Below are 24,241 nucleotides of genomic sequence, written 5' to 3'. Positions count from 1 at the left end.
TTTAAATCATTGAACCTTTATTAGAAGCACATATACTAAACCTTGGCTTACTTATTGGATGGGTTCATTGTGACGCTTTTTTCCTTGTTGATCGTAATGGCGCTAGAGCGAGTTACGACAAAGTCTAAACACTTTCATATCGCGACGCTTGCGGAGCAATATTTTGATTTTTTGATCGACAAAAAATGGCTCAAAAGTGATGTAAGTATGCTTGCGGTCATCGTACTGGCAATTATTCCAAGTTTAGTTGCGTACTTATTAATAGTTTTGTTGCCATCGTTATTGGTGTTTTTTATTCAGCTATTAGTGCTTTGGGTGTGCCTTGGTTGTCCAGTCACTAGGCAAACATACAAGCGATATTTACAGGCAGCTCATCGCGAAGACTTTCAAGCCTGTTCCCTCCATAGTATGTCTTTTGGCAATGAAGGTGGGCAGCTCTCGACGGTTGGTAAGCAACTGGTGTTAGTGAATTATCGACAATACGCATCGGTTATCATCTTTTTTATCGTGCTTGGAGTCCCAGGTGTTGTATTTTATTCTTTGATAAAAGAATGGGTGCTATTCGAAAAGCGTCAAAGTAAACAGTCAAAGACTATGCCTACTGAATCTGACGCACAAGATCCTGATTCCTCACAAGACATTTCTGAATTTTCCGAGCTGAATGATCAAGCCGCAGAAGTACGCCCCGTAAACGATCAAAATACCAGCGCTGCACAATTGCTATTCATCTTAGATTGGATTCCTGTGCGTATTACGGCTTTTGGGTTTTTAATAGTTGGGCACTTTTCAAACGCCTTATCGGCATGGTTTGAAATTATTATTCATCCAAATATTTCAACTTACGATGCTTTGGCAAAGGTGTCAAAAGCGGCTGAAGATGTCGGTGATTGCGACGCTCACCTCAATGAGCCCCTGCAGTTGGTAAAGTTGGTGAAGCGCAATATTGTGTTTATGTTGGTGGCGCTTTCGTTGATGACAATGGTCGGATTAGTTGCTTAGGGCTTTACGAATGGTTTTTTCTTGCATACAATGCATTGGTTAATTGGTATTACCATTTAAATTATAAACACTTCAATAAGAAGTAATCATCTTTACAACCAACGTAATGGCGGCAAGCATGATTAAGCAGGCAAAAATATCTGACGTAATTACCGAACGCTTGGAGTCAATGATCTTAGACGGCACATTGATTGCCGGTGAGAAACTTCTTCCGGAGCGAATGCTCGCTGAAAAATTTCAGGTTTCTCGCCCCTCACTGCGTGAAGCTATTCAAAATCTTACTGCTAAGGGCTTAATAGAGCGCAAACAAGGTGGGGGAACCTTTGTCACCAAAAGCTTAAATGCTGCCTTAACCGACCCTCTTATGGATCTCGTCGCTACTCGCCCAGAAACCCAATTTGACTTACTTGAATTTAGACATGCTCTAGAGGGAATGGCTGCGTTTTATGCTGCGCTGCGTGGGCAACCTTCTGAATTTGATGAGTTAAAAGCGGCATTGCTGACACTGCAAGTTTCCAATGTGAAAACCGATAGTGAGAGTGAGGCTAAGGCATTGAGCGACTTTTACCTTACTATGGCAAAAGCGTCTCATAATATGGTGCTACTGCACGTGATGCGAGCCATGCAACCCATGCTCATTGACAACATACAGCGTAATTTAGCAATGCTGCGCAGTGGGGCAGATGTAGAAGAAATCATTAATCAGCAGCGCCGAGACATTGTCGACGCGATTGTGTCAGGTGATCCAGTTCTGGCTCGTAGCGCAAGCCATAAGCACTTAGGTTTTGTGGAGCAAACATTGTTAGATATCAATCAGCGTGACGCAAATGTGCAAAGAAGTTTAAGAAGAATAAATACAGATTGAGAGCACAAGAGGCGGTGATCTACGACTAATAGCTAAGGACTTAGTATCTTGTTATCCGGTCTAGATCATTACCAACAAGCAATGCTTGTGTTAGGTTAACTTTATACGAGTAAGGTAAGCACTCTTATCTTGCTTTTTTGAACAAGAGAATAGGAATTTTTATGGCTGACAATATGGCTGACCACAACACCAATGACGTGGATCCGCAAGAAACGCAAGAATGGTTAGATGCGTTAGAAGCAGTACTTGAAGAAGAGGGAGTTGACCGCGCACATTATTTGCTTGAGTCGATGATCGAAAAAGCAAGGCGCAATGGCGCGCATTTGCCTTACGATGCGACTACTGCGTACATCAATACCATTCCGGCTGGTCAAGAACCGACTATGCCAGGCGATCAGACCATAGAGACCAAAATACGCAACGCTATTCGATGGAATGCCATCATGATGGTATTACGCGGCTCGAAAAAAGATTTGGAATTAGGTGGTCATATATCAAGCTTTGCCTCTTCGGCAATGTTATATGATGTCGGTTTTAACCACTTCTTCCGTGCGCCAACCGACGATAACGGCGGAGATTTTCTGTTTGTTCAAGGCCACGCATCTCCGGGTATATACGCCCGCTCCTTTATTGAAGGCCGCTTAAGCGAAGGCCAATTAGACATGTTTCGCCAAGAAGTAGATGGCAACGGTTTGTCTTCTTATCCTCACCCTAAGTTAATGCCTGACTTTTGGCAGTTCCCAACCGTTTCGATGGGCCTCGGTCCGATGCAGGCTATCTATCTTGCGCGCTTCTTAAAGTACTTAACCAATCGCGGCTTAAAAGACTGCTCAAATCAGCGCGTATGGTGCTTTATGGGTGACGGTGAAGTAGATGAGCCAGAAAGCTTGGGCGCAATTGGTTTGGCTACGCGCGAGAACCTTGATAACTTAACCTTTGTTGTTAACTGTAACTTACAAAGACTCGATGGTCCTGTGCGCGGTAACGGCAAAATCATCCAAGAACTAGAAGGCGTGTTCCGGGGCGCTGGCTGGGAAGTTATCAAAGTCATCTGGGGCCGCTACTGGGACTCACTTTTAGCCAGAGACACCTCAGGTAAGCTGCTTGACGTCATGAATGAAACCGTAGACGGCGAATACCAGAACTATAAAGCCAAGGGCGGAAATTACACCCGCGAAAATTTCTTTGGTAAATACCCTGAGCTTAAAGATATGGTTGCAAACATGTCTGACGATGATATCTGGCGATTAAACCGCGGTGGTCACGATCCGGTAAAAGTATATGCTGCATACAAGCGCGCAACTGAGACAAAAGGTCGTCCACAGGTCATCTTAGCTAAAACCGTAAAAGGCTATGGTTTAGGCTCTGCTGGTGAGGGAAAAAACATTGCCCATAATGTCAAAAAGATGGCCGCCGATTCGATATTACAATATCGCGACCGCTTTAATATTCCGCTTTCAGATGCACAATGTAACGACCTAAGTTACTACAAGTTTGAAGAAGACAGCGAAGAAATGAAGTATCTTCGCCAGAAGCGAGAAGCACTTAATGGTTATATGCCTGTGCGCAGAGCTAAGTCTACTGAAGAGCTTCCGGCACCGCCGTTGAAAGCTTTTGAAGCAGTTACTAAAGGCTCAGGCGATAGAGAAATCTCGACAACAATGGCATTTGTGCGCGTGTTGACCGTCATGCTAAAAGATAAGCAAATGGGCAGCCGCGTTGTACCCATTATTCCCGATGAAGCTCGTACCTTTGGTATGGAAGGCTTGTTTCGTCAAGTGGGTATCTATTCGAACTCAGGTCAAAAATATATCCCTCAAGATAAAGACCAAGTCGCTTATTATCGTGAAGATAAAAAAGGTCAGGTATTACAAGAGGGCATTAACGAGCTAGGCGCAATGTCGTCATTTGTTGCTGCGGGTACCTCATACTCACTGAATAACTTACCGATGTTGCCTGTTTATATTTATTACTCCATGTTTGGCTTTCAACGTGTGGGTGATATGGCATGGGCTGCAGGTGATTCACAGTGCCGAGGTTTCTTAGTAGGTGGCACTGCAGGACGCACTACGCTTAACGGTGAAGGTCTGCAGCATCAAGACGGCCACAGCCACATTCAAGCTGGTTTGATACCGAATTGCGTGAGCTATGACCCTACCTATGGCTATGAAGTCGCAGTAATAGTGCAAGACGGTATTCGCCGCATGTTAGAAGACCAAGAAAATGTGTTCTTCTACCTAACCGTGATGAACGAAAATTACATTCAGCCTGAAATGCCGAAAGGCAGCGAAGAAGGCATCTTAAAAGGCATGTACTTGCTCGATAAGATTGGCACTGCAAAATCGAAGAAAAAAGTGAAGCTGCTAGGTTGCGGTACCATACTGGTGCAAGTGCGCGAAGCGGCTACTATGTTGCACGATAAATACGGTGTAGCGTCTGAAGTTTACAGCGTAACCTCGTTTAACGAACTTGGCCGAAACGCCATAGATTGTGATCGCACTAACATGCGTAATCCTAAGTCGAAAGCTTTAGTGCCTTATGTTACTGAAGTGCTAAACGAAGGCTTCGATGGGCCGACCATTGCTGCTACTGACTATATTAAAGCCTATGCTGATCAAGTGCGTAACGCGGTTCCTGGCGCATATCGCGTGTTGGGTACCGATGGCTTTGGACGGTCAGATTCACGCGCCAATCTAAGGCGTCATTTCGAAGTGGATGCCAATCATATTGTCTATGCATCGCTATACGAACTATTCAAGCAAGGGGATTTCTCTGAAAAAGACTTAATGGCAGCCCATAAAGACTTAGAGATTGACTCTGATAAAATCAATCCACTTTACGCGTAAGGAGGCGGATCATGGCAAATTTAGTTGATGTGGTAGTACCTGACGTTGGTGAAGATGACGTTGAAATAATTGAGATCTGCGTTGAAGTGGGACAATCCGTTTCTGCTGAAGACGCCTTTGTCACCGTTGAAAGTGACAAAGCCAGTATGGATATCCCAATACCCTTTGACGGTACGATCAAAGAAATATCAGTAAAAGTAGGCGACAAAATTAAGCAAGGTGATGTGCTAGGTAGGGCTGAACAAGCCGGCGCCGCGGCGTCTCAAAGTGCTGAAGCAGAGTCTGCTCCTGCGCCTGCACCAAAAGCACAAGAGTCAGCGCCAGTGCAACAAGCCCCCGCAGCATCTGCTACAAGCGGTGGCACTGAAATCATCGAAGTCACCGTACCCGATATTGGTGACGCTGCAGACGTTGAAATCATCGAGGTGTTAGTCAGCGAGGGCGATACAGTAGCTGAAGAAGATGGCTTGATTACGCTTGAAACCGACAAAGCAACCATGGATGTGCCTGCTCCAAAAGCGGGTAAAATTGTGTCGTTAAAAGTGAAAACAGGCGACAAAGTCTCTGAAGGCAGCTTAGTGTTAACGCTAGAGATTGGTAGTTCAGCGGGCGCCAGTGAAGCTGCTCCTGCCAGTGCGGCAGCCCCCGCGGAATCTGCTGCGCCAGCTCCTGCGCCTGAAGCTTCAGCACCGGCGCCTAGCGGTGAAAGCAAAACAATTGAAGTAAGCGTACCAGATATTGGTGATGCTACCGACGTTGATGTAATTGAAATATTGGTAAGTGTGGGTGATAAAGTTCAAGCAGAAGACGGCTTGATTACCCTTGAAACCGACAAGGCAACCATGGATGTGCCCGCACCAGAAGCCGGTGTCATTAAAGAACTCAAGCTGAAAGTGGGTGATAAAGTATCAATGGGATCATTGGTATTGCTCCTAGAAGTTGCCGGTTCATCGACCGCGACTGCAAGTGCCGCGCCTGCTGCTCCAGCTCAAGCTAAACAAGAAGCACCAGTGGCTCAAGCCGCAGCGCCTGCAAAAGCACCGCCAGTACCGCATCATCCATCTGCCGGTGAGAAAGCAAAAACGGGGATCGTGCATGCGTCTCCTTCAGTGCGTCGATTGGCACGTGAGTTTGGCGTTGATTTAAGCCAAGTACAGGGCTCTGGTCGTAAAAATCGCGTCTTAAAAGAAGACGTTCAGTCTTACGTTAAATATGAGCTTTCACGCCCTAAAGTCACTGCTGGTGCTACTGCAGGTAAAGGTGAAGGCGGCCTGCAGGTCATTGCACAACCAAAAGTCGATTTCAGCAAGTTCGGTGAAATTGAAGAAAAACCGCTTACCCGTATTCAAAAACTATCGGGTCCAAACCTGCATCGCAATTGGGTCACTATCCCGCATGTTACGCAGTTTGAAGATGCCGATATTACCGATCTCGAAGACTTCAGAAAGCAGCAAAATATGATTGCTGAAAAACGCAAGCTTGGCGTAAAAATTACGCCGCTGGTGTTTATGATGAAAGCAGTTGCGGATGCGCTTAAACAGTATCCAACCTTTAATACTTCGTTGTCGGCTGACGGCGAGTCACTGATATTCAAGAAGTACTATCATGTGGGTATCGCAGTAGATACACCCAATGGTTTGGTAGTGCCGGTTGTCAGAGATGTTGATAAAAAAGGCGTCATGGAAATTTCTCGTGAGCTGATGGAAATCAGTATCAAAGCCCGTGATGGAAAATTAAAATCTGCCGATATGCAGGGCAGCTGCTTCACCATATCAAGCTTAGGTGGAATTGGCGGCACGGCATTTACGCCCATTGTAAATGCACCTGACGTCGCCATATTAGGTGTATCAAAAAGTGAGATTAAACCAAAGTGGGATGGTAAAGCGTTTCAACCACGCTTAATCTTGCCATTGTCGCTGTCATACGACCATCGAGTAATAGATGGTGCTCTAGCCGCGCGCTTTGCCGTGCATCTGAGTGAATGTTTGGCAGATATTCGTCGTATTTTGTTATAAATGCAGTGAGTATTCATAGTATTGAGTAAAATACGCGAAAAATAGATAAAAACAGGGTGAATTCCTTGTATTAGGGGTTCAATCTTAAGACCGCTTTGCCGTACAATTGGCGCCATCGCATAAGCGGTTAACTTATAACAGTAATTTGAGGTCATAATGAGCGAAATAAAAACGCAATTAGTGGTACTTGGTGCAGGTCCTGGCGGATATTCAGCCGCTTTTAGAGCTGCTGATTTAGGCATCGACACCATAATTGTGGATGCAAGAGAAACCCTTGGTGGTGTTTGTTTGAACGTGGGCTGTATCCCATCAAAAGCACTATTACACGTCGCTAAAGTGATTCAAGAAGCAAAACATCTATCAAGCAACGGTGTTTCTTTTGGCGAGCCTACCTTTGACCTTGATAAAATTCGCGCATGGAAAGACTCTGTCGTAAGCCAATTAACAAAAGGCTTAAGCGGCATGTCAAAAATGCGTAAAGTAAAGCATGTACAAGGTTACGGTAAATTTACCGGCGCAAATACCTTAGAAGTTGATGGTCCTGACGGCAAAACCACCATTACCTTCGACAATGCAATTATTGCTGCAGGCTCTGAGCCTGTATCATTGCCTTTCATCCCAGACGATGAGCGAGTAATTGATTCAACTGGCGCTCTTGAAATGCGTGATATCCCAGAAAAAATGTTGGTACTTGGTGGCGGCATCATTGGTTTAGAAATGGGTACGGTATATCAGGCGCTTGGTTCTAAAATTGATGTGGTTGAGTTCTTAGACCAGCTTATTCCCGCGGCGGATAAAGACATCGTTAAAGTCTATATGAAAACCATCAAAGATAAATTCCACGTCATGCTTGAAACTAAAGTGACCGGTGTTGAAGCTAAAAAAGACGGTTTGTATGTGACGTTTGAAGGTAAAAATGCGCCAAAAGACGCCGTCCGCTACGACCGCGTATTGGTCGCGGTAGGTCGTAAGCCAAACGGCTCGTTAGTCGCAGCCGAAAAAGCAGGTGTTAAAGTTGACGAGCGCGGCTTTATCAATGTTGATAAGCAGATGCGTACCAATGTACAAAACATCTTCGCAATTGGTGACTTAGTGGGTCAGCCTATGCTGGCACACAAAGCGGTACACGAGGGCCATGTTGCAGCTGAAGTTATCTCTGGTAAGAAGCATTATTTCGATCCTAAATGCATTCCTTCAGTGGCTTACACTGAGCCAGAAGTGTCTTGGGTTGGCTTAACTGAAAAAGAAGCGAAAGAGCAGGGCGTTAATTACGAAGCGGCTTCGTTCCCGTGGGCTGCATCTGGTCGCGCCATTGCATCACAGGCTACCGACGGGTTGACTAAGCTTATATTTGACAAAGACAGCGGTCGTATCATTGGTGGTGCTATCGTTGGTACAAACTCAGGTGAAATGTTAGGTGAAATTGGTTTGGCAATTGAGATGGGCGCTGACGCTGAAGATATCGCGTTAACGATTCATGCTCACCCAACTTTGAATGAATCTATCGGTCTTGCCGCTGAGATTTTCGAAGGAAGTATTACTGACATGCCTAACCCAAAAGCTAAGAAAAAATAGCTAAGGGTTTTTAAAAGGCCTATATAGACCTTAAAGGACTAAGTGATAAATGGTTCCACATTTATAACACTTAGTCCTTTTTTTATGCACGCTTATATCCCCCGTGAGTAAACAAGATTTACCGCTCAATAAAATTGAAAATTACCCGATACCTCCATAAGTCATTATAATTTTCATACCAAAATCTTTTTGATTTCTTTTAAAAAGTGACAGGTATTCAAGGGTAACTCAATAGGTATGCTCGAAAACACTCAATTCGTTGCACTTTATTTTGCTGGTACCATCGGCATTAATTTGCTGTGTGCGGCGTTTTTGTTTGTGTCTCGTATTCGAAAGTATCGTGCGCAGTTCAGTATGCTATTGCTAGGATGCTTCAGCGCTAGTCTGTATCAATTCATTACCTGGCAATACCATAGCAGCACTGATATACAAGGCGCTTTACTGCTGCTAAAAGTACAAACTTCGATTCTGATTTTATGTTTACCGGCATATGCTTCGCTATTTTTAAGATGGACGAAATATAAGATTGCGCTACCTTATTTTAATGCCTTTGTTGCGTTATGCGTGTTGTTTTTGGTGATTAACATAGCGTCAGATTCGTCTCTTCGCTTTTCTGGCGCACTAGAGCTCGTCCAGTACCAAGTATTTAATAACGAGACAGTCGCGCGTTTAGATGGTGCGCAAAGCACGTACATGATTGCGTTTTACATTTTTTGCATGCTTGTTGTCTGCGGGCTTGCTGCGATTGTTTATAAGGCGTTTAAAGACCATCAGTTTTTACTATTTAGTCTTTTATTCGCAGCTTTATTTTTACAGGCACTCACAGGTTTAAACGGCGTTCAAATCGAAAGAGGGACACTAAATTCGATTTATTTTGATGGTTTACCGTTCACCGTCTTAAACTTTTTGGCCTGTTTATACATTGCTTCGGCTCTCAATCGTAAAACAAACTCTTTGAAAATTCAGGTGGGTATTCGGGAAAGGTTAGAGTCGGTGTTGCTAGGTTTAGCAAAGGGTACTTCAAATAATAAAGATAACCACTTTTATATGAATATGATGCATGAGTTGAGGCGGCTTACTAATGCACAGCTTTGCTGTATTTGCGCTGTTGAGCCGCATAGTAATAAACATCAAGTTCATACAAAAGCAGTGGTGTACAAGCGCAAAGGTATTTCTAATTTCTCATTTCCAATTACCAAAATTAGCAATGAACTTATTACTAAAATAGAGCAGGGAAGAGTTATTAAGGATCTCACTCGATTTTACCAAGATATTCCCATATTCGCGCGAGTAGAAGCGAAAAGTTGCTTCAGTATTCCGATGCTGAATAATGACGGGCAGCTTGAAGGCAGCATCATTCTGCTATTTAAAAATACAATCGAAGAAAACGATAGCCTGAGTCAAACGCTCAATATCTTTGCATCTAGAGCAGGCGCTGAGCTGCAGCGAGACAGAGCAGACAAAAAACTCAACGAAATGGCCTATTTTGATTATCAAACTAAGCTACCTAACATGAGCAGTTTGTATGAGTTAATTGAATTTTGTTACAGCCGAAATACCGTAAATAACACTCAGTCAGGCTTGATCATGTTTGACCTCAATCGATTTACAGAAGTGAATCGTAACTTTGGTTTTAAGTATTCAGAAATTGCCATACAAACATTAGGTGAGCGTCTAAAAGCCTACTGCAGTGAACAAATATTTATTGCCCGAACGGGGGGCGATGAATTTGTATGCCTGATAAAAGATATGGAGCACGATCCGAAAGCCCTGATGAGACTGCACTGGGAAGCTATCTGCAGCATTGTTAAAAAGCCCATTCACGCAGGGTCCTTTGTCATTCGTCTTACCTGTAATGGCGGTGGGGTAGTATTTCCGGAGCAAACTAAAAGTAAAGTAGAGGTTATTCGCTGCGCTGAAATCGCATTAGCAAATGCCAAATTGACTCATGGGCAAGCTCTGACGTTTTTTGATGCCAGCTCACTTGAGGCCATTGACCGCAAAGAAATACTAATTAAAATGCTAGAGCCTGCATTGAAGTCAGACCGCGAGCTATATGCGGTTTATCAACCGAAAATGGATCATGCTGGAAATTTACTTGGCTGTGAGGCTTTGGTGAGATGGAATAACCCAGAGCTTGGCATGGTCTCCCCCGATGAATTTATCCAGTTGGCAGAAGAGTCTGCATTGGTGGACGAACTCGGCAACTGGATGCTTCATCAAGTCTGCCAGCAAATTAATAAATGGCGTGAAATTGGCTTGGTAATGCCGGCACGAGTGGCAATCAACGTAAGCCCGTATCAACTCGCTCAAGAACATTTCTTACCTTTGTTAATTGATACTATGAAGCACTACGAGGTGTGCCCTAGTATGCTAGAGGTCGAAATTACAGAGACATTGCTGTTAACCAATCTTGAGGATTGTGTAGACAAGCTTAAGCAACTTCAAGAGATCGGGGTGAGTATTGCTTTAGATGATTTCGGTACGGGCTACTCCTCGCTTCAATATTTGAACGAACTCCCACTTGACGTCATTAAGATAGACCGATCATTTGTGAAAAACCTACACAAAAAGAACACGCTAGAGCTCGCCAAAGCCATTGTTTCTATTAGCCATCATATGAATCTCAAAGTAGTTGCAGAAGGTGTAGAAACAAAAGAGCAAGTTCAGGCTTTAAAAGAAATTGGTTGCGATGTATTTCAAGGGTATTATTTCTCAAAGCCAATACGCGCAAATGAGCTAAGTGCCTGGGCTTTAAAAAAGACCGCCACCTCCAGCAAGCCAGTGTCGCACATCAGAGGATAATGCTCCTGATAAGCGAACACGCTTTTCCCACATTCCTTCCATATTGTATTCAATAAAAAACAATGTGCACCTTGTCATTGCATCCACCGCGGTAGATAGTTTGTGAGTTTGTTAATACGGCGCCATTTTACTGAGTCTCGCGGCGGCTCTAGGATTAAATTTTTTATCAAAATACACATCTCTTACGGTCTTGCCGTCTTTTAGCAATACCAGTTTTAGGTATTGATTGTTCATTTCTGTGATTTTTCTGTACAGGCCAAAACGTCCATCACTTTGCTTGAACTTAAACTCTGGTGATGTGTAAGTGCTGATGATCCATTGTGCTTGAATATGCTGATATTCTGGCTGATTCAGTTTTTTCGCAAAATAGTCTGTGGTTTGCATGTGTCCTCCTGACAATTAGTCCCTGCTTATTTGGCCCAATCAATATATGCCAATGATGCACACACACAACTGAACATGAGTTGGGTTTAGCGAACAGAAGCAGGCACTAGAAAAAAGTAAACAACCCGCTATTAAAAGCCCTGTACAAAAACGCAGGATAGTATTTAGGCTGTCAGCGACTATAATCATGAGCCGTTTGCTGAATATTTGTGCATATGCGTCAACTTGAATTTTTTGATATCCCTAGTCCTTGCATCGGTATATGCGAATCAGGCGCGCGCGGTTATTGCGTGGGATGTTTTAGAAGTCGAGAAGAGCGCACTCACTGGCACTCAATAGACGACCCTACCAAACGCATTATTGTGCAAGCCTGCAATCGTAGGAAACGCGCCTATATGGCCAAACAAAATAAAGCACGAAATAGCGATACCCACTTCAATCAAGGCAGTCTTTTTTAATTAAAGCCGTTGCCCCATAGAGTCATAAATGCATCTCCAACAAGTTGGATAGGGTATTATTAAGCTTAGTAAGGTATCAAATTGACAACACCACAGCGGGTGTGGGTGCGCTATCATGCGCTGCATAAACTAGCAAACTGAGCAGCCCTGATGTCTATCGCCCCTATTGTAAAATTCGCTTCCAAGTCATTTACCTTACCTAACACTTGTGTGCGATTGCGCAGTATTCTTGACGACCCCACTAGCGACATGAATGATATGGCCAAGGTAATGTCCTTAGACCCGTCTTTGTGCGCTAAGGTATTAAAGTTAGCCAACAGCGCCCTGTTTCGCTTTCCATCTCAGATATCTTCAGTGCCCAAAGCACTCAATATTATTGGCGGTGAGGCCGCTTATAATATCTCTATGGCAGAAACGGCTAACCTTGCGTTTAAGTCCTTTGAATCAAGCCAAATTCAATTTGATGCTTTTTGGCAGAAGTCAATTCTCAATGGCATGCTGGCTAAGTCAATTGCGCAACAGAAGCAGATCAGAGGCAGCGAACGTTTTTTTGTGTTAGGCATATTGCAAAACCTTAGCGAATTAGTCTGCGCAACGCGCCTACCTGATAAATATTCGATGTATCAGCAGGTCTCCCAATCTACGCTTCCCCTGCAGGCCCAAAAAGATGTATTTGGATTTACGTTTGCCCAGTGCAGTGGATTGATTTTAGAATCGTGGCAGTTGCCCGACACGCTAAGTACGCCGCTGATGCAGCTAAACTTAAATGATATTGTGACGCAAGGATTTGATGCGAACGTATTGTACGTAGCTCAATGCATGCTGTTCTTAAAAGGCGCAGCCGAGCTATCAAAGCACTCTGCTGTGAATCAAAGCGCTCTGCAGGACATTGGATTAAGCGATGATAATTATGATATGATCTACGAGTTCGCGCTATCCGAGTCGCATAAAATTGCGTCCAATCTAAAATAATAGACGGTATTTCATATTCGGCGAGTGCTGAATACTTTGCGCGGGCTTATATTTAACTATAACGTTCGCGCGACTAATGAAAATACTACTATCCATTTTATTGCTAATTTTCACCGTATCTTCTTTTGCTGAGATGTCTTTAGAGTTAGAGCCAAAAGCCTCTGATTTTTTCAAGAGTCCAAGCGCAAAACGCAATCTAATTAGACTGCTGAACACTCACCCCACTTTTGAAGAAGAAGAGGCAGAAGAGCTCCCTACTTTTGAGCTGGATGGCGAAGTTGGCGTATTAATTACCACTGGTAACACCAATACAACGATGGTTAAGCTAGCCTTAGATGCTGAACATGAGCTCGAAAGCTGGAGTAATACATATTTCATGCAGGCCCTGCAGCGCAATACCGAAATTGATAAGCAAAAAAATGAGAACAGCCGCTTGCAATTATCCGCACAATTTGACTATAAGCTGCTGAATCCTGACTATCGTTTTTTTACTTACACAGAATTTGACGACAACGAGTTTTTGCAGCTTCGCAATCAATTTACTTCGGTCATTGGGTGGAGTCATTTAGCTTGGAAAGAAGAGCACACTGAATTTCGCTATAGTTTTGGACCAGGCTGGGCCAGATCGGAGCAACAAGATACAGGTCTGCTGATTGAAGAAATGATTGTTAGAGCAACTGCCAATTATGCATATCGTTTTGAAAATGACGCTAGATTTAGACAATCGATTAGCGCAGAAATGGGGAAAGTTAACCGAAGAGCGAGATCGCAAACCTCAGTTAGTGCAAAAATAATTGAGCGTCTTGCGATGAAAGTTAGCTTTGAGGTCAACTTGGATGAAAATGTGTCGCGAAATGTAGACAATTTTACAACACAGACCAGTATTTCTATGGTCTATCAGTTTTTTTAATTGGTTTACTTGTTTATTTTGTATACTATACGCGCCCTAGAATTTAGGCAGTCGGTTTTACCGGTAGTCGCTTAATACAATCATATAAAAAATAAATGGATGCCCTATGAATATTAAATATCTCTCCCTTGCCGTTTTACTTGGCTTGGCTTCTTCTGCTGCCCTTGCTCAAGACGAAGAGAAAAAATCCTTTACTATGGACGGTGAGTTTGGATTTATCGTGACCTCAGGTAACACTGAAACCACCTCTATCTCTGCTGGCTTGAACGCTACGCAAGAGTTAGAAGGATGGAGCAACGTCTATCTTATCGAAGGCTTGTACAAAAGCGATACCGTTCAAGACGCCGCTGGTGAGGATGTAGATAGAACCACAGAGCAAAAATTCTTTGCATCTGCCCAGGGAAACTACAAGCTAGAGAACCCGGCACACAGATTGTTTGCTTTCGCATCGTATGAAGACAATCGTTTTAGTAACTTTAAGTATCAAGGCACGGTTGCAGCCGGTTGGAACCAGATGGTTTGGGAAGACGATAAATCATCTTTTGATTACAGTATCGGTCCTGGTTACTCTTTTGCCGAAGATCAAACCGGTGAAAGTGTAAACGGTGCAATTGTTCGTGGCGCATTTAACTACAATTGGAACATTTCGGATACTTCACGTTTTACGCAAACATTTTCAACAGAATATGGCGCTGACAATGTAAAAACACGTATTGAAAGTGCGCTAACGGCACAAATTGCTGGCGGCTTATCATTGAAAGTTTCGATTAAGTTTGACCATAACTCGGATGTTGCAGACGGCCTTGAAAAGCTTGACACAGAAACCGCAGCTACCCTGGTTTATAGCTTCTTTTAAGTAGATTCGCTCATAAAAAAACGGCGCTTACATTCAGTAAAGCGCCGTTTTTGTTTGTATCGATGAAGTTTAATTTACCAATGCAGCATGCGAGTTTTAATGGTTCCTTCAATCTGCGCTAGGTGCTCAAAGGCTTCATCGGCATTTTCTGCTTCGACGTCAACGACCACATACCCAATTTCTTGATTAGTCTGCAGGTATTGCGCCGCAATGTTAATGCCCTTGTTGGCAAAGGCTTGGTTAATTTGCGTGAGCACGCCTGGACGGTTTGTGTGAATGTGCAATAGACGAGAGCGGTCGATATGCGCAGGTAATGAGACTTCGGGGAAGTTCACAGCCGACAGCGTCGAGCCATTGTCTGAATACTTAATTAATTTGCCAGCCACTTCGATACCAATATTTTGCTGCGCTTCTTGTGTGCTTCCGCCAACATGAGGGGTCAAAATGACGTTATCGTATTTACGAAGCGGAGATTCGAATTTTTCGCTGTTTGAGCTTGGCTCAATCGGAAACACGTCAATCGCTGCACCATTTAACTTACCGCTGTCGAGTGCGTCACATAGCGCATCAATATCAATCACTGTGCCTCGCGCAGCGTTGATCAATATTGCCCCTGCTTTCATCTCAGCGAGCTCTTTTTTACCAATCATATTTTGAGTATGGGTGGTTTCGGGAACATGTAAGCTGACTATATCAGAGGTGTTGAGTAATTTTTTGAGCGACTTAACCTGCATTGAATTGCCTAGCACTAACTTATCTTCAATATCGTAAAATTGCACCCGCATACCTAAATGCTCGGCAAGAATACTGAGCTGCGTGCCAATATGCCCATAGCCGATAATACCTAGAGTTTTTCCTCTGGCTTCATATGAATCTACAGCGCTTTTTTCCCACTCTCCGCGATGTGCTTTTGCGTTTTTACTGGGTATGTCTCGTAGTAAAATAATAATTTGCCCGAGCACTAGTTCAGCAACCGAACGCGTGTTTGAAAATGGCGCGTTAAACACTGGTATGCCTCTGATCAAATGCGCCTGCAGGTCTACCTGATTGGTTCCAATACAAAAACATCCTACTGCAACAAGCTTGTGTGCATGCGCAACCACGTTCTCAGTGAGTTGAGTGCGGGAGCGAATGCCAACAAAGTGGGCGTCCTTTATCTTTTCGATTAACTCATCTTCAGAGAGAGAGGTCTTTAGCGATTCAATATTAGTGTAGCCTGCACTTTCGAAAGTCTCTAAGGCACTGCTGTGAAGACCTTCTAACAACAGTATTTTGATTTTATCCTTGGCTAACGACTTCTTGCTCATATTTATGCTCTTGGTTTGTTGCACCAAAGGTGCTTGTGAAACTTCGGGTGACTGATATATATCTTAAAAGACTTCTAGACGTCCGTTAGGGCGTGGCGAAAGATATCAAACTTCGATACATAGTCAAAGTACAAATTTATGCTAGCTTATAATTAAGCTAGCATTCGTGGCTGCTAGGGTGTAACAAGCTTTGGTACTGATTAAAACTAAACATAGTGCTACTAGCGTATGCTAATTCTTAATTTCTACGCCAGTATCGTTACCGATAATCACTATGTCTGCACAGCGATCTGCAAATATGCCATTGGTTACGACGCCCACGATTTGGTTAAGAGAACGCTCTAAGGCTACCGGGTTTAACATTTCGAGGTTATGGACATCTAAAATCACATTGCCGTTGTCGGTGATTACGCCCTGACGATATACAGGGTCGCCGCCAAGTTTAACAATTTGACGAGCAACATAAGAGCGGGCAAGGGGGATCACCTCAACTGGCAGTGGGAAATTGCCCAGCATAGGAACCAACTTGGTATCATCAATGATACAAATGAAAGTCTTTGCCACAGCCGCCACAATTTTTTCACGAGTTAAGGCGGCCCCACCGCCTTTGATCATATGTTTATGTTCGGTGATTTCATCTGCGCCATCTACATAAATGTCAAAGCTGCCGACTGAGTTTAGGTCAAACACTTCTATACCATGTTGTTTCAAGCGTTTAGTAGAGGCTTCAGAACTTGATACTGCGCCTTGAATGTCCTCTTTAATCTGGGCTAAGGCATCAATAAAGTAGTTGACCGTGGAACCTGTGCCAACACCAACGATGGTACCGGGTTTAACATACTTTATTGCGGCTATTGCAGCGGCGCGCTTTTTATCATCTTGACTGATTGCGGATGGCTTGCTCACGAGTTGGTCCTTTGGTTAAGTGCATGTGTAAAGTTGCGTAGGGGTCAGAATATAGGGTAGCGGGATATCCCAAGCTTGAGTGGGCAAACTTAAAGTTTTTTGGATATCATGTGCTAGCCCAATCACGGTTGTTGAACAGACCGACTTGTTAATAATATTCACAAGCGTGCGATCGTAAAAACCACCGCCCATTCCTAAACGATTGCCGACATCATCAAAGGCGACTACAGGTGTGAATAATATGTCTAGTGAAGTAATCGGGCAAATTTTGCTGCAATCGAGCCTTGGCTCTAAAATACCAAAATGATTAGCTCGCATGGGCGTAGATTGCGTATATTCTAAAAATAGTAAATGACCATCAGAAAAGGGATGTAATACTGGAAGGAAAACCTGAACGCCTTTTTGCCATAAATGAGCAATTAATACTTTTGTGTCAAGCTCGCCATCGTTTGTCATATACAGACCAACTTTTTTAGCATCGGCAAAGCATGTTAGTTGTTCGATTTGTAAAACTAAGTTTTGCGCGGCAAATTTTTGTTCAGAGCGAGAGAGCGAGCGACGTCGCTCTCTGAAGGTTTGCCTTAAGGTATTGCGCAAAGCAACCGTGCTAGGCTCTTGTTGTTCAATTGCCATATACGTCAATGAATAACTGCGTCAGTCTGGGATGATCAACGGCGGTGGCCACGTTGATCAAAGGCATGTTTAGCCATAGCTCACTGGTAGTTGAGCCGACCGGCGCAAAGCTTGTTTGACCTCTATGTAACGGATCGGTACCAACCCGCAGGTGGCCTGATGTCATGGTGAACAGACTGCTGTCGACCATGTATGCTAATGGAAAAGCATCATGAAAGAAGCAAACACGCTCGTCTTTGCCTTGTGAGTAAAAGTCGCTATAAAACTCTGCTGCTTTTTGCACAAAACCACCGAGTTTCGGGTTTTGTTTGGCGAGTTGGGTGGTAAAGTCTGGCGCGAAGGGCAGGTCATAAGTCACGTCTAAGCCAAACATGTTGATCTTCCAACTGGCGGCAAATACGATTTCTGCAGCGTAAGCATCGTTCCAAATGTTAGCTTCGGCAACCGGCGTCACGTTACCCGGAGCAAATGCCGAACCGCCCATGATATTGACTTCTTTTATCAATTTCGGAAGTTCTGGGTCAAGTTTAAGCGCCAGGGCTAAATTTCCTAATGGACCGACTGCGACGATGGTGACTTCACCCGGATATTTATGCGCCATTTCAATGATAAATTGCGCTGAGCTGCGGCCGTCTAGCTTACCGGTAGGAGCAGGGTGGTTAATATTGCCAAAGCCATCATCTCCATGCACAAAGTGTGCATAGGTCGACTCTGGACCCACATGGGGCATTGCTACACCTTTGCAAACTGGTATATCAAGCTCTGCAAGCTCCACTAAGCTCAATGCGTTCTGCGCGGCCATGGTTACCGGTACGTTACCAAACACGGTGGTTAAACCCAGCACCTCAAACTCAGGGGACTGAAAGGCAAAAAAGATTGCCATGGTATCGTCTATGCCAGGATCGGTATCTAATATAATTTTTTGTGTCATGCTTAGGTCTTATCTGTTTATGAGTGGTTTTGCAAAAACTGCTCAACTTCATCAAGTGAAGGAATTGAAGGCGCAGCGCCTTCTCGAGTCACGCCAATCGCAGACGCCGCGCAGGCTAATCTGAGAGCGTGTTCAATGTTTGTGTGTTTGGCAAAGTGCGCCAAAAAATATCCAATGAAAGTATCGCCGGCGGCGGTGGTGTCAATCGCTTTAACATTAAACGCAGATACTCTAACTTCTTGCTGTTGGCGTAAATAAATAACACCCTGTTTGCCAAGAGTGAGCAATACATCGGTATTATTTGAAATTTCTAGGAGTGCTTGTTTAGCGAGTTCAACGGTTTTGGCACCGGTTAACTGCATGGCTTCAACTTCGTTAACAATCAGCAGACTTATCTTATCAAGCGGTAGGTCGTTTACCGCGTTGGTCATTGGCGCCGGATTAAAGGCAATTTTTACCTTGGCCGCATAAGCTAAGTCAATCACCTTATCGACATGATTGGTTTCATTTTGCAGCAATACCCAATCTTCAGGATTGGCTTGCGATAGCACTTCGTTTATGCACTTGTCGGTCAACGAATGATTGGCGCCTGGAAATAAGATAATGGCATTTTCGCCTTGGGCATTGACCTGAATGATTGCGTGTCCTGAAGCCAGTTCTGTTTGCTTAGACACAAACTGCATATTCACGTTCGCATCTATCATTGGACGCAGCATCGCCGCATCGTTTTGGTTAATGCTGCCTACATGAAAGGTTGTTATACCGGCTTTCGCGCAAGCGATAGATTGATTTGCGCCTTTGCCGCCGAGTATGGCGCGATAGCTTGAAGATGAGAGGGTTTCGCCTGGTGCAACAAAGTGTTCAACGGCATAGACGTGGTCAATATTAATAGAGCCAAAATTAAAAACAGCCATTGGATATCCGTTTAAAGGTAGTCGGTTTACGGGTTATACGTTTAAAAGCTCTATGCTTACCCAACGTCACCCAACTTAATTACTGCGTTTTCTTGAGCAAATGCTGATGTTTCGCTGATTTTGTACCCAATCAAAAAGGCGCTTCCCAAAATGCCGCCGTATGCTCGTCGTCCGTGCGCCGAATAGGACACGGTGGAGGTATTATCGTTACCGTAGGCTTCTCGATACGAGCCGAGCTTGCACAATAGCAACAGAGGCAACCCCCTGGGTTTATAGCATCGGCCAGGAACAAGCAGCATACTAGCAAACATTTCAGGAAGCATTGATTGTCATCTGCGCAGTATTTACCGCAGAGCAGGTGAGTTTAACGCAAAGCATACTAACTTGAAAGTGAAGTCGCTGGGTCTATTGGTGTTTGTTGTAAAAACGCACAACTGCTCAAACGCTACAAATGGTCTTTTATAAAATGTGCACACTAAAATGAGCTTTAGTTTCAATTAATCAGGCACTTTGCTAGGATTGTCTCATTCAAGCCTAGAGTATATCGCGTGTCTGAAGATCAAATCCGTTACGAACAATTTTCTAATTTACTCAATCAACATAAAATCGTTGTTGATGGCGCTGAAATTCACGGCATCATTTGCGGTATGTTGGCCGGTGGCATGACGGTTGATGACCAAAGCTGGTTAGAAGCATTGGCTGATGTCGTTAATCAAGGCGAACCTTTCGCTCCTGAGTTAAACAATATGATCGTCGGTGTCTATAACCAGATTTGCCAGCAGTTTATTGAGCCAGACTTCGCCCTAGCCATGTGTCTTCCTGATGATGCTGCGCCTATCAATGAGCGCGGTCAAGCGTTGATGCAGTGGGTACAAGGTTTTCTCTTAGGTTTTGGCCTGCATCAAGCCGATTTAACAAAATGCTCTGAAGACGTAAAAGAGGCGCTTGAGGACTTTACTCACATTGCCCGCATGGACGAGCAAATGACTGAAGACGAAGAATCCGAACAAGCCTTGTTTGAAGTAGTTGAATATGTGCGTATTAGCGCCATGTTATGTTTTAATGAACTGGGCAAATCTCTGCTCGATAGCAGACAGCATCCTTCGGTGATCCATTGATTTCAAACAGTACTTTTCAAGCGCGTAGGGCCAAGCTCATGGCCCAGTGCCGCCCATCAAGTTTGGTGATTGTGCCAGCCGCCAGCCAAGTAACCCGCAGTAACGATACCGAATATCCTTTTCGTCAAGATAGCGACTTTTGGTATTTAAGCGGTTTTAACGAGCCAGATGCAGTGTTAGTCATGTCTAATCAGCTTGAGGGCAACAAAATACAACACTCGGCGGTATTGATGTTCGTGCAGCCCAAAGATGCCCATGCTGAAGTCTGGCATGGCAGGCGTTTAGGCACCGCGTCTGCGCCTAAAGAATTGGGTCTCGATGAGGCATATAGCCTTGATTCAATCGAAGAACTTTTACCCGAATTACTCAACGGTCATGAGCATCTGTATTTCAGTTTAGACCGCAATCCTGCTGCTGATGCGCTTGTGCAAGCGGCACTGGCTGAGTGTAAGGCTGCGCCAAAGCAGTCGATGATGGCGCCTAATACTATTATCGATGTTGGCCCCATACTGCACCAGATGCGTAGGATTAAATCAGACGCAGAAATTGCCCTTATGCGAGAAGCGGGGATCATTTCAGCAGATGCCCATAAACGAGCGATGCGTTTTGTAAAACCTGGTGCATTTGAATACCAGCTAGAGGCAGAAATTCATCACGAATTTGCTATGCGGGGTGCGCGATATCCGGCTTATGGCACAATCGTAGGCAGCGGTAACAATGCCTGCATATTGCACTACACCGAAAACAGTGAGCAAATCAAAGATGGCGACTTGATTCTGATTGATGCAGGCTGCGAGTTGCAAGGTTATGCGGCTGATATCACTCGCACCTTTCCGGCTAACGGGAAGTTTTCAGCACCGCAAAAAGCCCTTTATCAACTGGTGTTAGATGCACAATTGGCCGCGCTGGAACAATTAAAGCCGGGCAATACTATCGCTGATGGCATGAAGGCCTGCGTTTCTGTTATTACCCACGGTTTAGTTGATTTGGGTATTTTGTCGGGTGAGCCTGAAGATTTGATAGAAAGTGAAGCATGGCGCACATATTTTATGCATGGTTTAGGGCATTATTTAGGTCTAGATGTTCACGATGTGGGTATATATAAGCATCAAGGTAATGATCTTCCCTTGGAGGCCGGTGTGGTTATTACTGTAGAGCCAGGCTTGTATATCAGTGAGCAAAGCAAAGCTCCTAAGCAGTACCGAGGTATCGGTATTCGTATTGAAGACGACATTGTTATTCATGCAACAGGGCATGAGGTATTGACCGCCTCGGTGCCCAAAAGCATCTGTGATATTGAGGAGTTAATGGGCAGTGCCAACACATTATGATGTGGTAATTGCAGGGGGTGGGGTAGTTGGCTGCGCAGCAGCCCTTGCATTGGCGAATCTATCGTCGCTGAAAATCGCTGTGGTTGAAAGTCATCCTCCTTCGGCTAGCGGCACTCATCCGAGTTTTGATGCACGCGTTATTGCACTTGCCCAATCTTCCTTATCTCATTTAGGCTCTTGGAAATTTAATCACGGCGCAATTAGCGGTGCGCCCATTCAGCGCATTCACGTATCAGATCGCAAGCACAGCGGCCAAACTGTCCTAGATGCTACAGACGCAAATGTGGATATGTTGGGTAAAGTTGTGCGTTTAGAAGAGTTAGGCTTATCGCTATATGAAGCCTTGCAGAGCACTGACGTCGATTACTTTACGCCAGAATCAATAAGCGCAGTAACCAATCATGCAGATTGTATCGTGCTGAGCACTGAAGCCAGAGAAATTGAATGCAAGCTGCTGGTCATTGCAGAAGGCGCTGATTCGAATACTCGCGCATTAGCGGGCATTCAATGTTTGACAGACGATTACCAGCAAACTGCAATAATTAGTAATGTGAGCACGCAGCTTGCCCATGAAAATTGTGCATATGAGCGCTTCACGAAGCATGGTCCACTGGCATTTTTACCGATGTTTACCGATGATAAGAAGTATGCAGGTACATTAATGTCGGTAGTTTGGACGTGCAGCAATTCACAGCTTGCTGAAATCATGTCGTTATCTGATGAGGCGTTTTTACGCCGGTTGAATGGCATGTTTGGAAACAGACTCGGGCGATTAACCACAACGACTGCCCGCCAGAGCTATCCACTGATGCTTAAGCAAAGTGAGTTCTTTGTCTCGCATCGCTGTATTTGTATTGGCAATGCTGCGCAGAGTTTACATCCCATTGCCGGACAGGGGTTTAATTTAGCTGTGCGAGACGTTAACGATTTAGTCACTGCGTTAAAAGATGCCAGTGATGCGGGCAGTTTTGCGACTACGCAACAGTATCGTAAAGCCCGTGAAAAAGACAAATTAGCGGTCGTTGGGGCCACTAACTTGCTAGTGCGCGGTTTTTCTAATCACTACTTACCATTTGTCATTGGCCGCAATAAGGCGCTTTCAGCATTAAATTTTGTTGGCCCTCTGAAAAACAAACTGACCCAGTTTGCAATGGGACAAAGGTAATTAATAATGCCTACAAAGAAATCATTAGATCAGTCTAAAGCGGCGCTCATGACACATGCAGATGTGCTAATTGTGGGCGCAGGAATTGTAGGGCAAACTTTGGCTTTAGCATTAGCTCAACTTACCTTAGACAAGCCTCTAAAGATTGTGATTGTCGATTCGCAAAGTTCACTAGAAGTAAGCGGCCTACACGAAAATGTGTTTTCTCCTCGGGTCAGCGCAATCAGTGCAGCGAGCCAAAAGACCTTTGAAAAGTTGCGTGCTTGGCAACACATCACAAGGCGCCAGCCATATACGCATATGCAGGTGTGGGATGCTGATGGTTTTGGAAAAATAGACTTTTCGGCGCAAGAAATTGGTTTGTCTACGTTGGGGCATATCATCGAAAATGAACAGATTACGCAAGGTCTTTTTTACCAAGGAAAAACCCATAAGAATATTACTTACCTGCTTGGCAGCGCAATTGAGCAGATGGTTCATATTAATGGTGAATATCAACTCAAGCTTGAAGATTCTTCTGTAGTATCTACTAAGCTCTTAGTCGGGGCAGACGGTGCGAATTCGTTTGTCCGCCGGCAATTAGGCTTTAATCAAACCTTTTGGGATTATGACCATATTGCGATTGTCGCTAATGTGGCAACTGAGTGCCCGCACGAACTAAGCGCAAGACAAGCTTTCACGCCAACAGGACCCTTAGCGTTTTTGCCATTGGCTGACCCTTATCAATGCTCTATTGTGTGGTCTCAGGATACTCAAGCTGCCAAAGCGCTACTAGCCTTGCCAGAAGATGAGTTTTGCAAAGCCATGATGGTTGCCATTGATGTAAAGCTTGGTGCATGTAAGCTGAGTACTCAGCGTTTTAGTTATCCTTTACGAATGCGCTACGCCAAGCAATGGGTCGATGAATCGATAGCATTGATAGGCGATGCAGCACACACCATACATCCACTTGCTGGGCAGGGTGCTAATTTAGGGATTGCCGATGCAGTTGCTTTGGCAGACAATATTGCCCAAAGCATTGCGACAAACAAGCCTTTTAATAGCAAACAGCAGCTTCGCAAATACGAACGGTTTCGCAAAGCTGAAGCACAAAAAGTGATTGCCACCATGGAGGGCTTTAAACAACTGTTTAGCGGCTCCAACCCGGTTAAAAAATTGGTCCGCAATATCGGGTTAAGCGCTGCAAACAAGCTCAAGCCAGTAAAGCAGTTTTTTATTCAGCAGGCTGAGGGCAAGTGAATACAGCAAACA

At 44.4% G+C, this 24,241-nt stretch carries 20 protein-coding genes and 1 other RNA gene; 14 read left to right on the top strand and 7 right to left on the bottom strand.

The window, feature by feature from the left end; translation table 11 throughout:
• Positions 1 to 69: 69 nt before the first annotated feature.
• The 6 genes from ampE to AB9H30_RS13110 all read left to right on the top strand — a co-directional run bounded on the left by ampE (position 70) and on the right by AB9H30_RS13110 (position 11,105).
• Positions 70 to 999 (top strand): regulatory signaling modulator protein AmpE, encoded by a 930-nt coding sequence (gene ampE / locus AB9H30_RS13135; RefSeq protein ID WP_371195145.1) that lies wholly within the window; start codon positions 70 to 72, stop codon positions 997 to 999.
• Positions 1,000 to 1,117: 118 nt separating this feature from the next.
• Positions 1,118 to 1,864 carry an FCD domain-containing protein gene (locus AB9H30_RS13130; RefSeq protein ID WP_371195144.1) on the top strand — a complete coding sequence of 249 codons (747 nt, stop codon included), beginning with the start codon at positions 1,118 to 1,120 and terminating at the stop codon, positions 1,862 to 1,864.
• A 173-nt stretch (positions 1,865 to 2,037) separates the two neighbouring features.
• A complete protein-coding gene (gene aceE / locus AB9H30_RS13125) occupies positions 2,038 to 4,710 on the top strand; it encodes a pyruvate dehydrogenase (acetyl-transferring), homodimeric type (RefSeq protein WP_371195161.1) in 2,673 nt (890 codons plus the stop codon).
• Between the two features lie 11 nt (positions 4,711 to 4,721).
• Entirely contained in the window at positions 4,722 to 6,725 is a 2,004-nt protein-coding gene (gene aceF / locus AB9H30_RS13120) for a dihydrolipoyllysine-residue acetyltransferase (protein ID WP_371195143.1), read from the top strand.
• 156 nt (positions 6,726 to 6,881) lie between these two features.
• Positions 6,882 to 8,300, top strand: coding sequence for a dihydrolipoyl dehydrogenase (lpdA, locus tag AB9H30_RS13115; protein ID WP_371195142.1), 1,419 nt, complete (start codon positions 6,882 to 6,884; stop codon positions 8,298 to 8,300).
• Positions 8,301 to 8,537: 237 nt separating this feature from the next.
• Positions 8,538 to 11,105 carry a putative bifunctional diguanylate cyclase/phosphodiesterase gene (locus AB9H30_RS13110; protein WP_371195141.1) on the top strand — a complete coding sequence of 856 codons (2,568 nt, stop codon included), beginning with the start codon at positions 8,538 to 8,540 and terminating at the stop codon, positions 11,103 to 11,105.
• Positions 11,106 to 11,216: 111 nt separating this feature from the next.
• Here the strand turns inward: AB9H30_RS13110 and AB9H30_RS13105 are convergent, their stop codons facing one another.
• Positions 11,217 to 11,489, bottom strand: a complete 273-nt coding sequence (locus AB9H30_RS13105) for a hypothetical protein (protein ID WP_371195140.1) — start codon at positions 11,487 to 11,489, stop codon at positions 11,217 to 11,219.
• 215 nt (positions 11,490 to 11,704) lie between these two features.
• Between AB9H30_RS13105 and AB9H30_RS13100 the strand changes: the two genes are divergently transcribed.
• The 4 genes from AB9H30_RS13100 to AB9H30_RS13085 all read left to right on the top strand — a co-directional run bounded on the left by AB9H30_RS13100 (position 11,705) and on the right by AB9H30_RS13085 (position 14,685).
• Positions 11,705 to 11,947 (top strand): DUF1289 domain-containing protein, encoded by a 243-nt coding sequence (locus AB9H30_RS13100; RefSeq protein ID WP_371195139.1) that lies wholly within the window; start codon positions 11,705 to 11,707, stop codon positions 11,945 to 11,947.
• Between the two features lie 150 nt (positions 11,948 to 12,097).
• Entirely contained in the window at positions 12,098 to 12,919 is an 822-nt protein-coding gene (locus AB9H30_RS13095) for an HDOD domain-containing protein (RefSeq protein WP_371195138.1), read from the top strand.
• Between the two features lie 76 nt (positions 12,920 to 12,995).
• Entirely contained in the window at positions 12,996 to 13,829 is an 834-nt protein-coding gene (locus tag AB9H30_RS13090) for a YdiY family protein (RefSeq protein ID WP_371195137.1), read from the top strand.
• Positions 13,830 to 13,935: 106 nt separating this feature from the next.
• Positions 13,936 to 14,685 carry a YdiY family protein gene (locus AB9H30_RS13085; RefSeq protein ID WP_371195136.1) on the top strand — a complete coding sequence of 250 codons (750 nt, stop codon included), beginning with the start codon at positions 13,936 to 13,938 and terminating at the stop codon, positions 14,683 to 14,685.
• A 74-nt stretch (positions 14,686 to 14,759) separates the two neighbouring features.
• Here the strand turns inward: AB9H30_RS13085 and serA are convergent, their stop codons facing one another.
• The 6 genes from serA to ssrS all read right to left on the bottom strand — a co-directional run bounded on the left by serA (position 14,760) and on the right by ssrS (position 19,698).
• Positions 14,760 to 15,992, bottom strand: a complete 1,233-nt coding sequence (gene serA / locus AB9H30_RS13080) for a phosphoglycerate dehydrogenase (protein ID WP_371195135.1) — start codon at positions 15,990 to 15,992, stop codon at positions 14,760 to 14,762.
• 231 nt (positions 15,993 to 16,223) lie between these two features.
• A complete protein-coding gene (rpiA, locus tag AB9H30_RS13075) occupies positions 16,224 to 16,880 on the bottom strand; it encodes a ribose-5-phosphate isomerase RpiA (RefSeq protein ID WP_371195160.1) in 657 nt (218 codons plus the stop codon).
• A gap of 33 nt (positions 16,881 to 16,913) precedes the next feature.
• A complete protein-coding gene (locus AB9H30_RS13070; protein ID WP_371195134.1) occupies positions 16,914 to 17,531 on the bottom strand; it encodes a 5-formyltetrahydrofolate cyclo-ligase in 618 nt (205 codons plus the stop codon).
• Positions 17,521 to 18,462 (bottom strand): nucleoside hydrolase, encoded by a 942-nt coding sequence (locus AB9H30_RS13065; protein ID WP_371195133.1) that lies wholly within the window; start codon positions 18,460 to 18,462, stop codon positions 17,521 to 17,523. The genes AB9H30_RS13070 and AB9H30_RS13065 overlap by 11 nt, the downstream gene beginning before the upstream one ends.
• Positions 18,463 to 18,479: 17 nt before the next feature.
• Positions 18,480 to 19,376, bottom strand: coding sequence for a ribokinase (locus tag AB9H30_RS13060; protein ID WP_371195132.1), 897 nt, complete (start codon positions 19,374 to 19,376; stop codon positions 18,480 to 18,482).
• Positions 19,377 to 19,514: 138 nt separating this feature from the next.
• A non-coding RNA gene (gene ssrS, locus AB9H30_RS13055) (6S RNA) lies at positions 19,515 to 19,698 on the bottom strand.
• Between the two features lie 226 nt (positions 19,699 to 19,924).
• On the opposite strand from ssrS, the gene AB9H30_RS13050 reads away from it, so the two are divergent.
• Genes AB9H30_RS13050 through AB9H30_RS13035 form a run of 4 tightly spaced genes read left to right on the top strand, consistent with a single transcriptional unit; the run spans position 19,925 to position 24,229 of the window.
• Entirely contained in the window at positions 19,925 to 20,494 is a 570-nt protein-coding gene (locus tag AB9H30_RS13050) for a UPF0149 family protein (protein WP_371195131.1), read from the top strand.
• On the top strand, positions 20,491 to 21,825 hold the full coding sequence (pepP, locus tag AB9H30_RS13045; protein WP_371195130.1) for a Xaa-Pro aminopeptidase: 1,335 nt from the start codon (positions 20,491 to 20,493) through the stop codon (positions 21,823 to 21,825). Before AB9H30_RS13050 ends, pepP begins: the two co-directional genes overlap by 4 nt.
• The gene (locus AB9H30_RS13040) at positions 21,809 to 22,990 is read left to right on the top strand and encodes an FAD-dependent oxidoreductase (RefSeq protein WP_371195129.1); all 1,182 of its coding nucleotides are present in this window, start codon (positions 21,809 to 21,811) and stop codon (positions 22,988 to 22,990) included. Before pepP ends, AB9H30_RS13040 begins: the two co-directional genes overlap by 17 nt.
• Before the next feature lie 6 nt (positions 22,991 to 22,996).
• Entirely contained in the window at positions 22,997 to 24,229 is a 1,233-nt protein-coding gene (locus AB9H30_RS13035; RefSeq protein WP_371195128.1) for an FAD-dependent monooxygenase, read from the top strand.
• Positions 24,230 to 24,241 lie beyond the last annotated feature (12 nt).

The sequence above is a fragment of the Glaciecola sp. SC05 genome, from assembly GCF_041380235.1.
GTDB lineage: Bacteria > Pseudomonadota > Gammaproteobacteria > Enterobacterales > Alteromonadaceae > Glaciecola.
The sequence above is the reverse complement of the archived record's forward strand: the minus strand, read 5'-3'. Positions and strand labels throughout refer to the sequence as shown.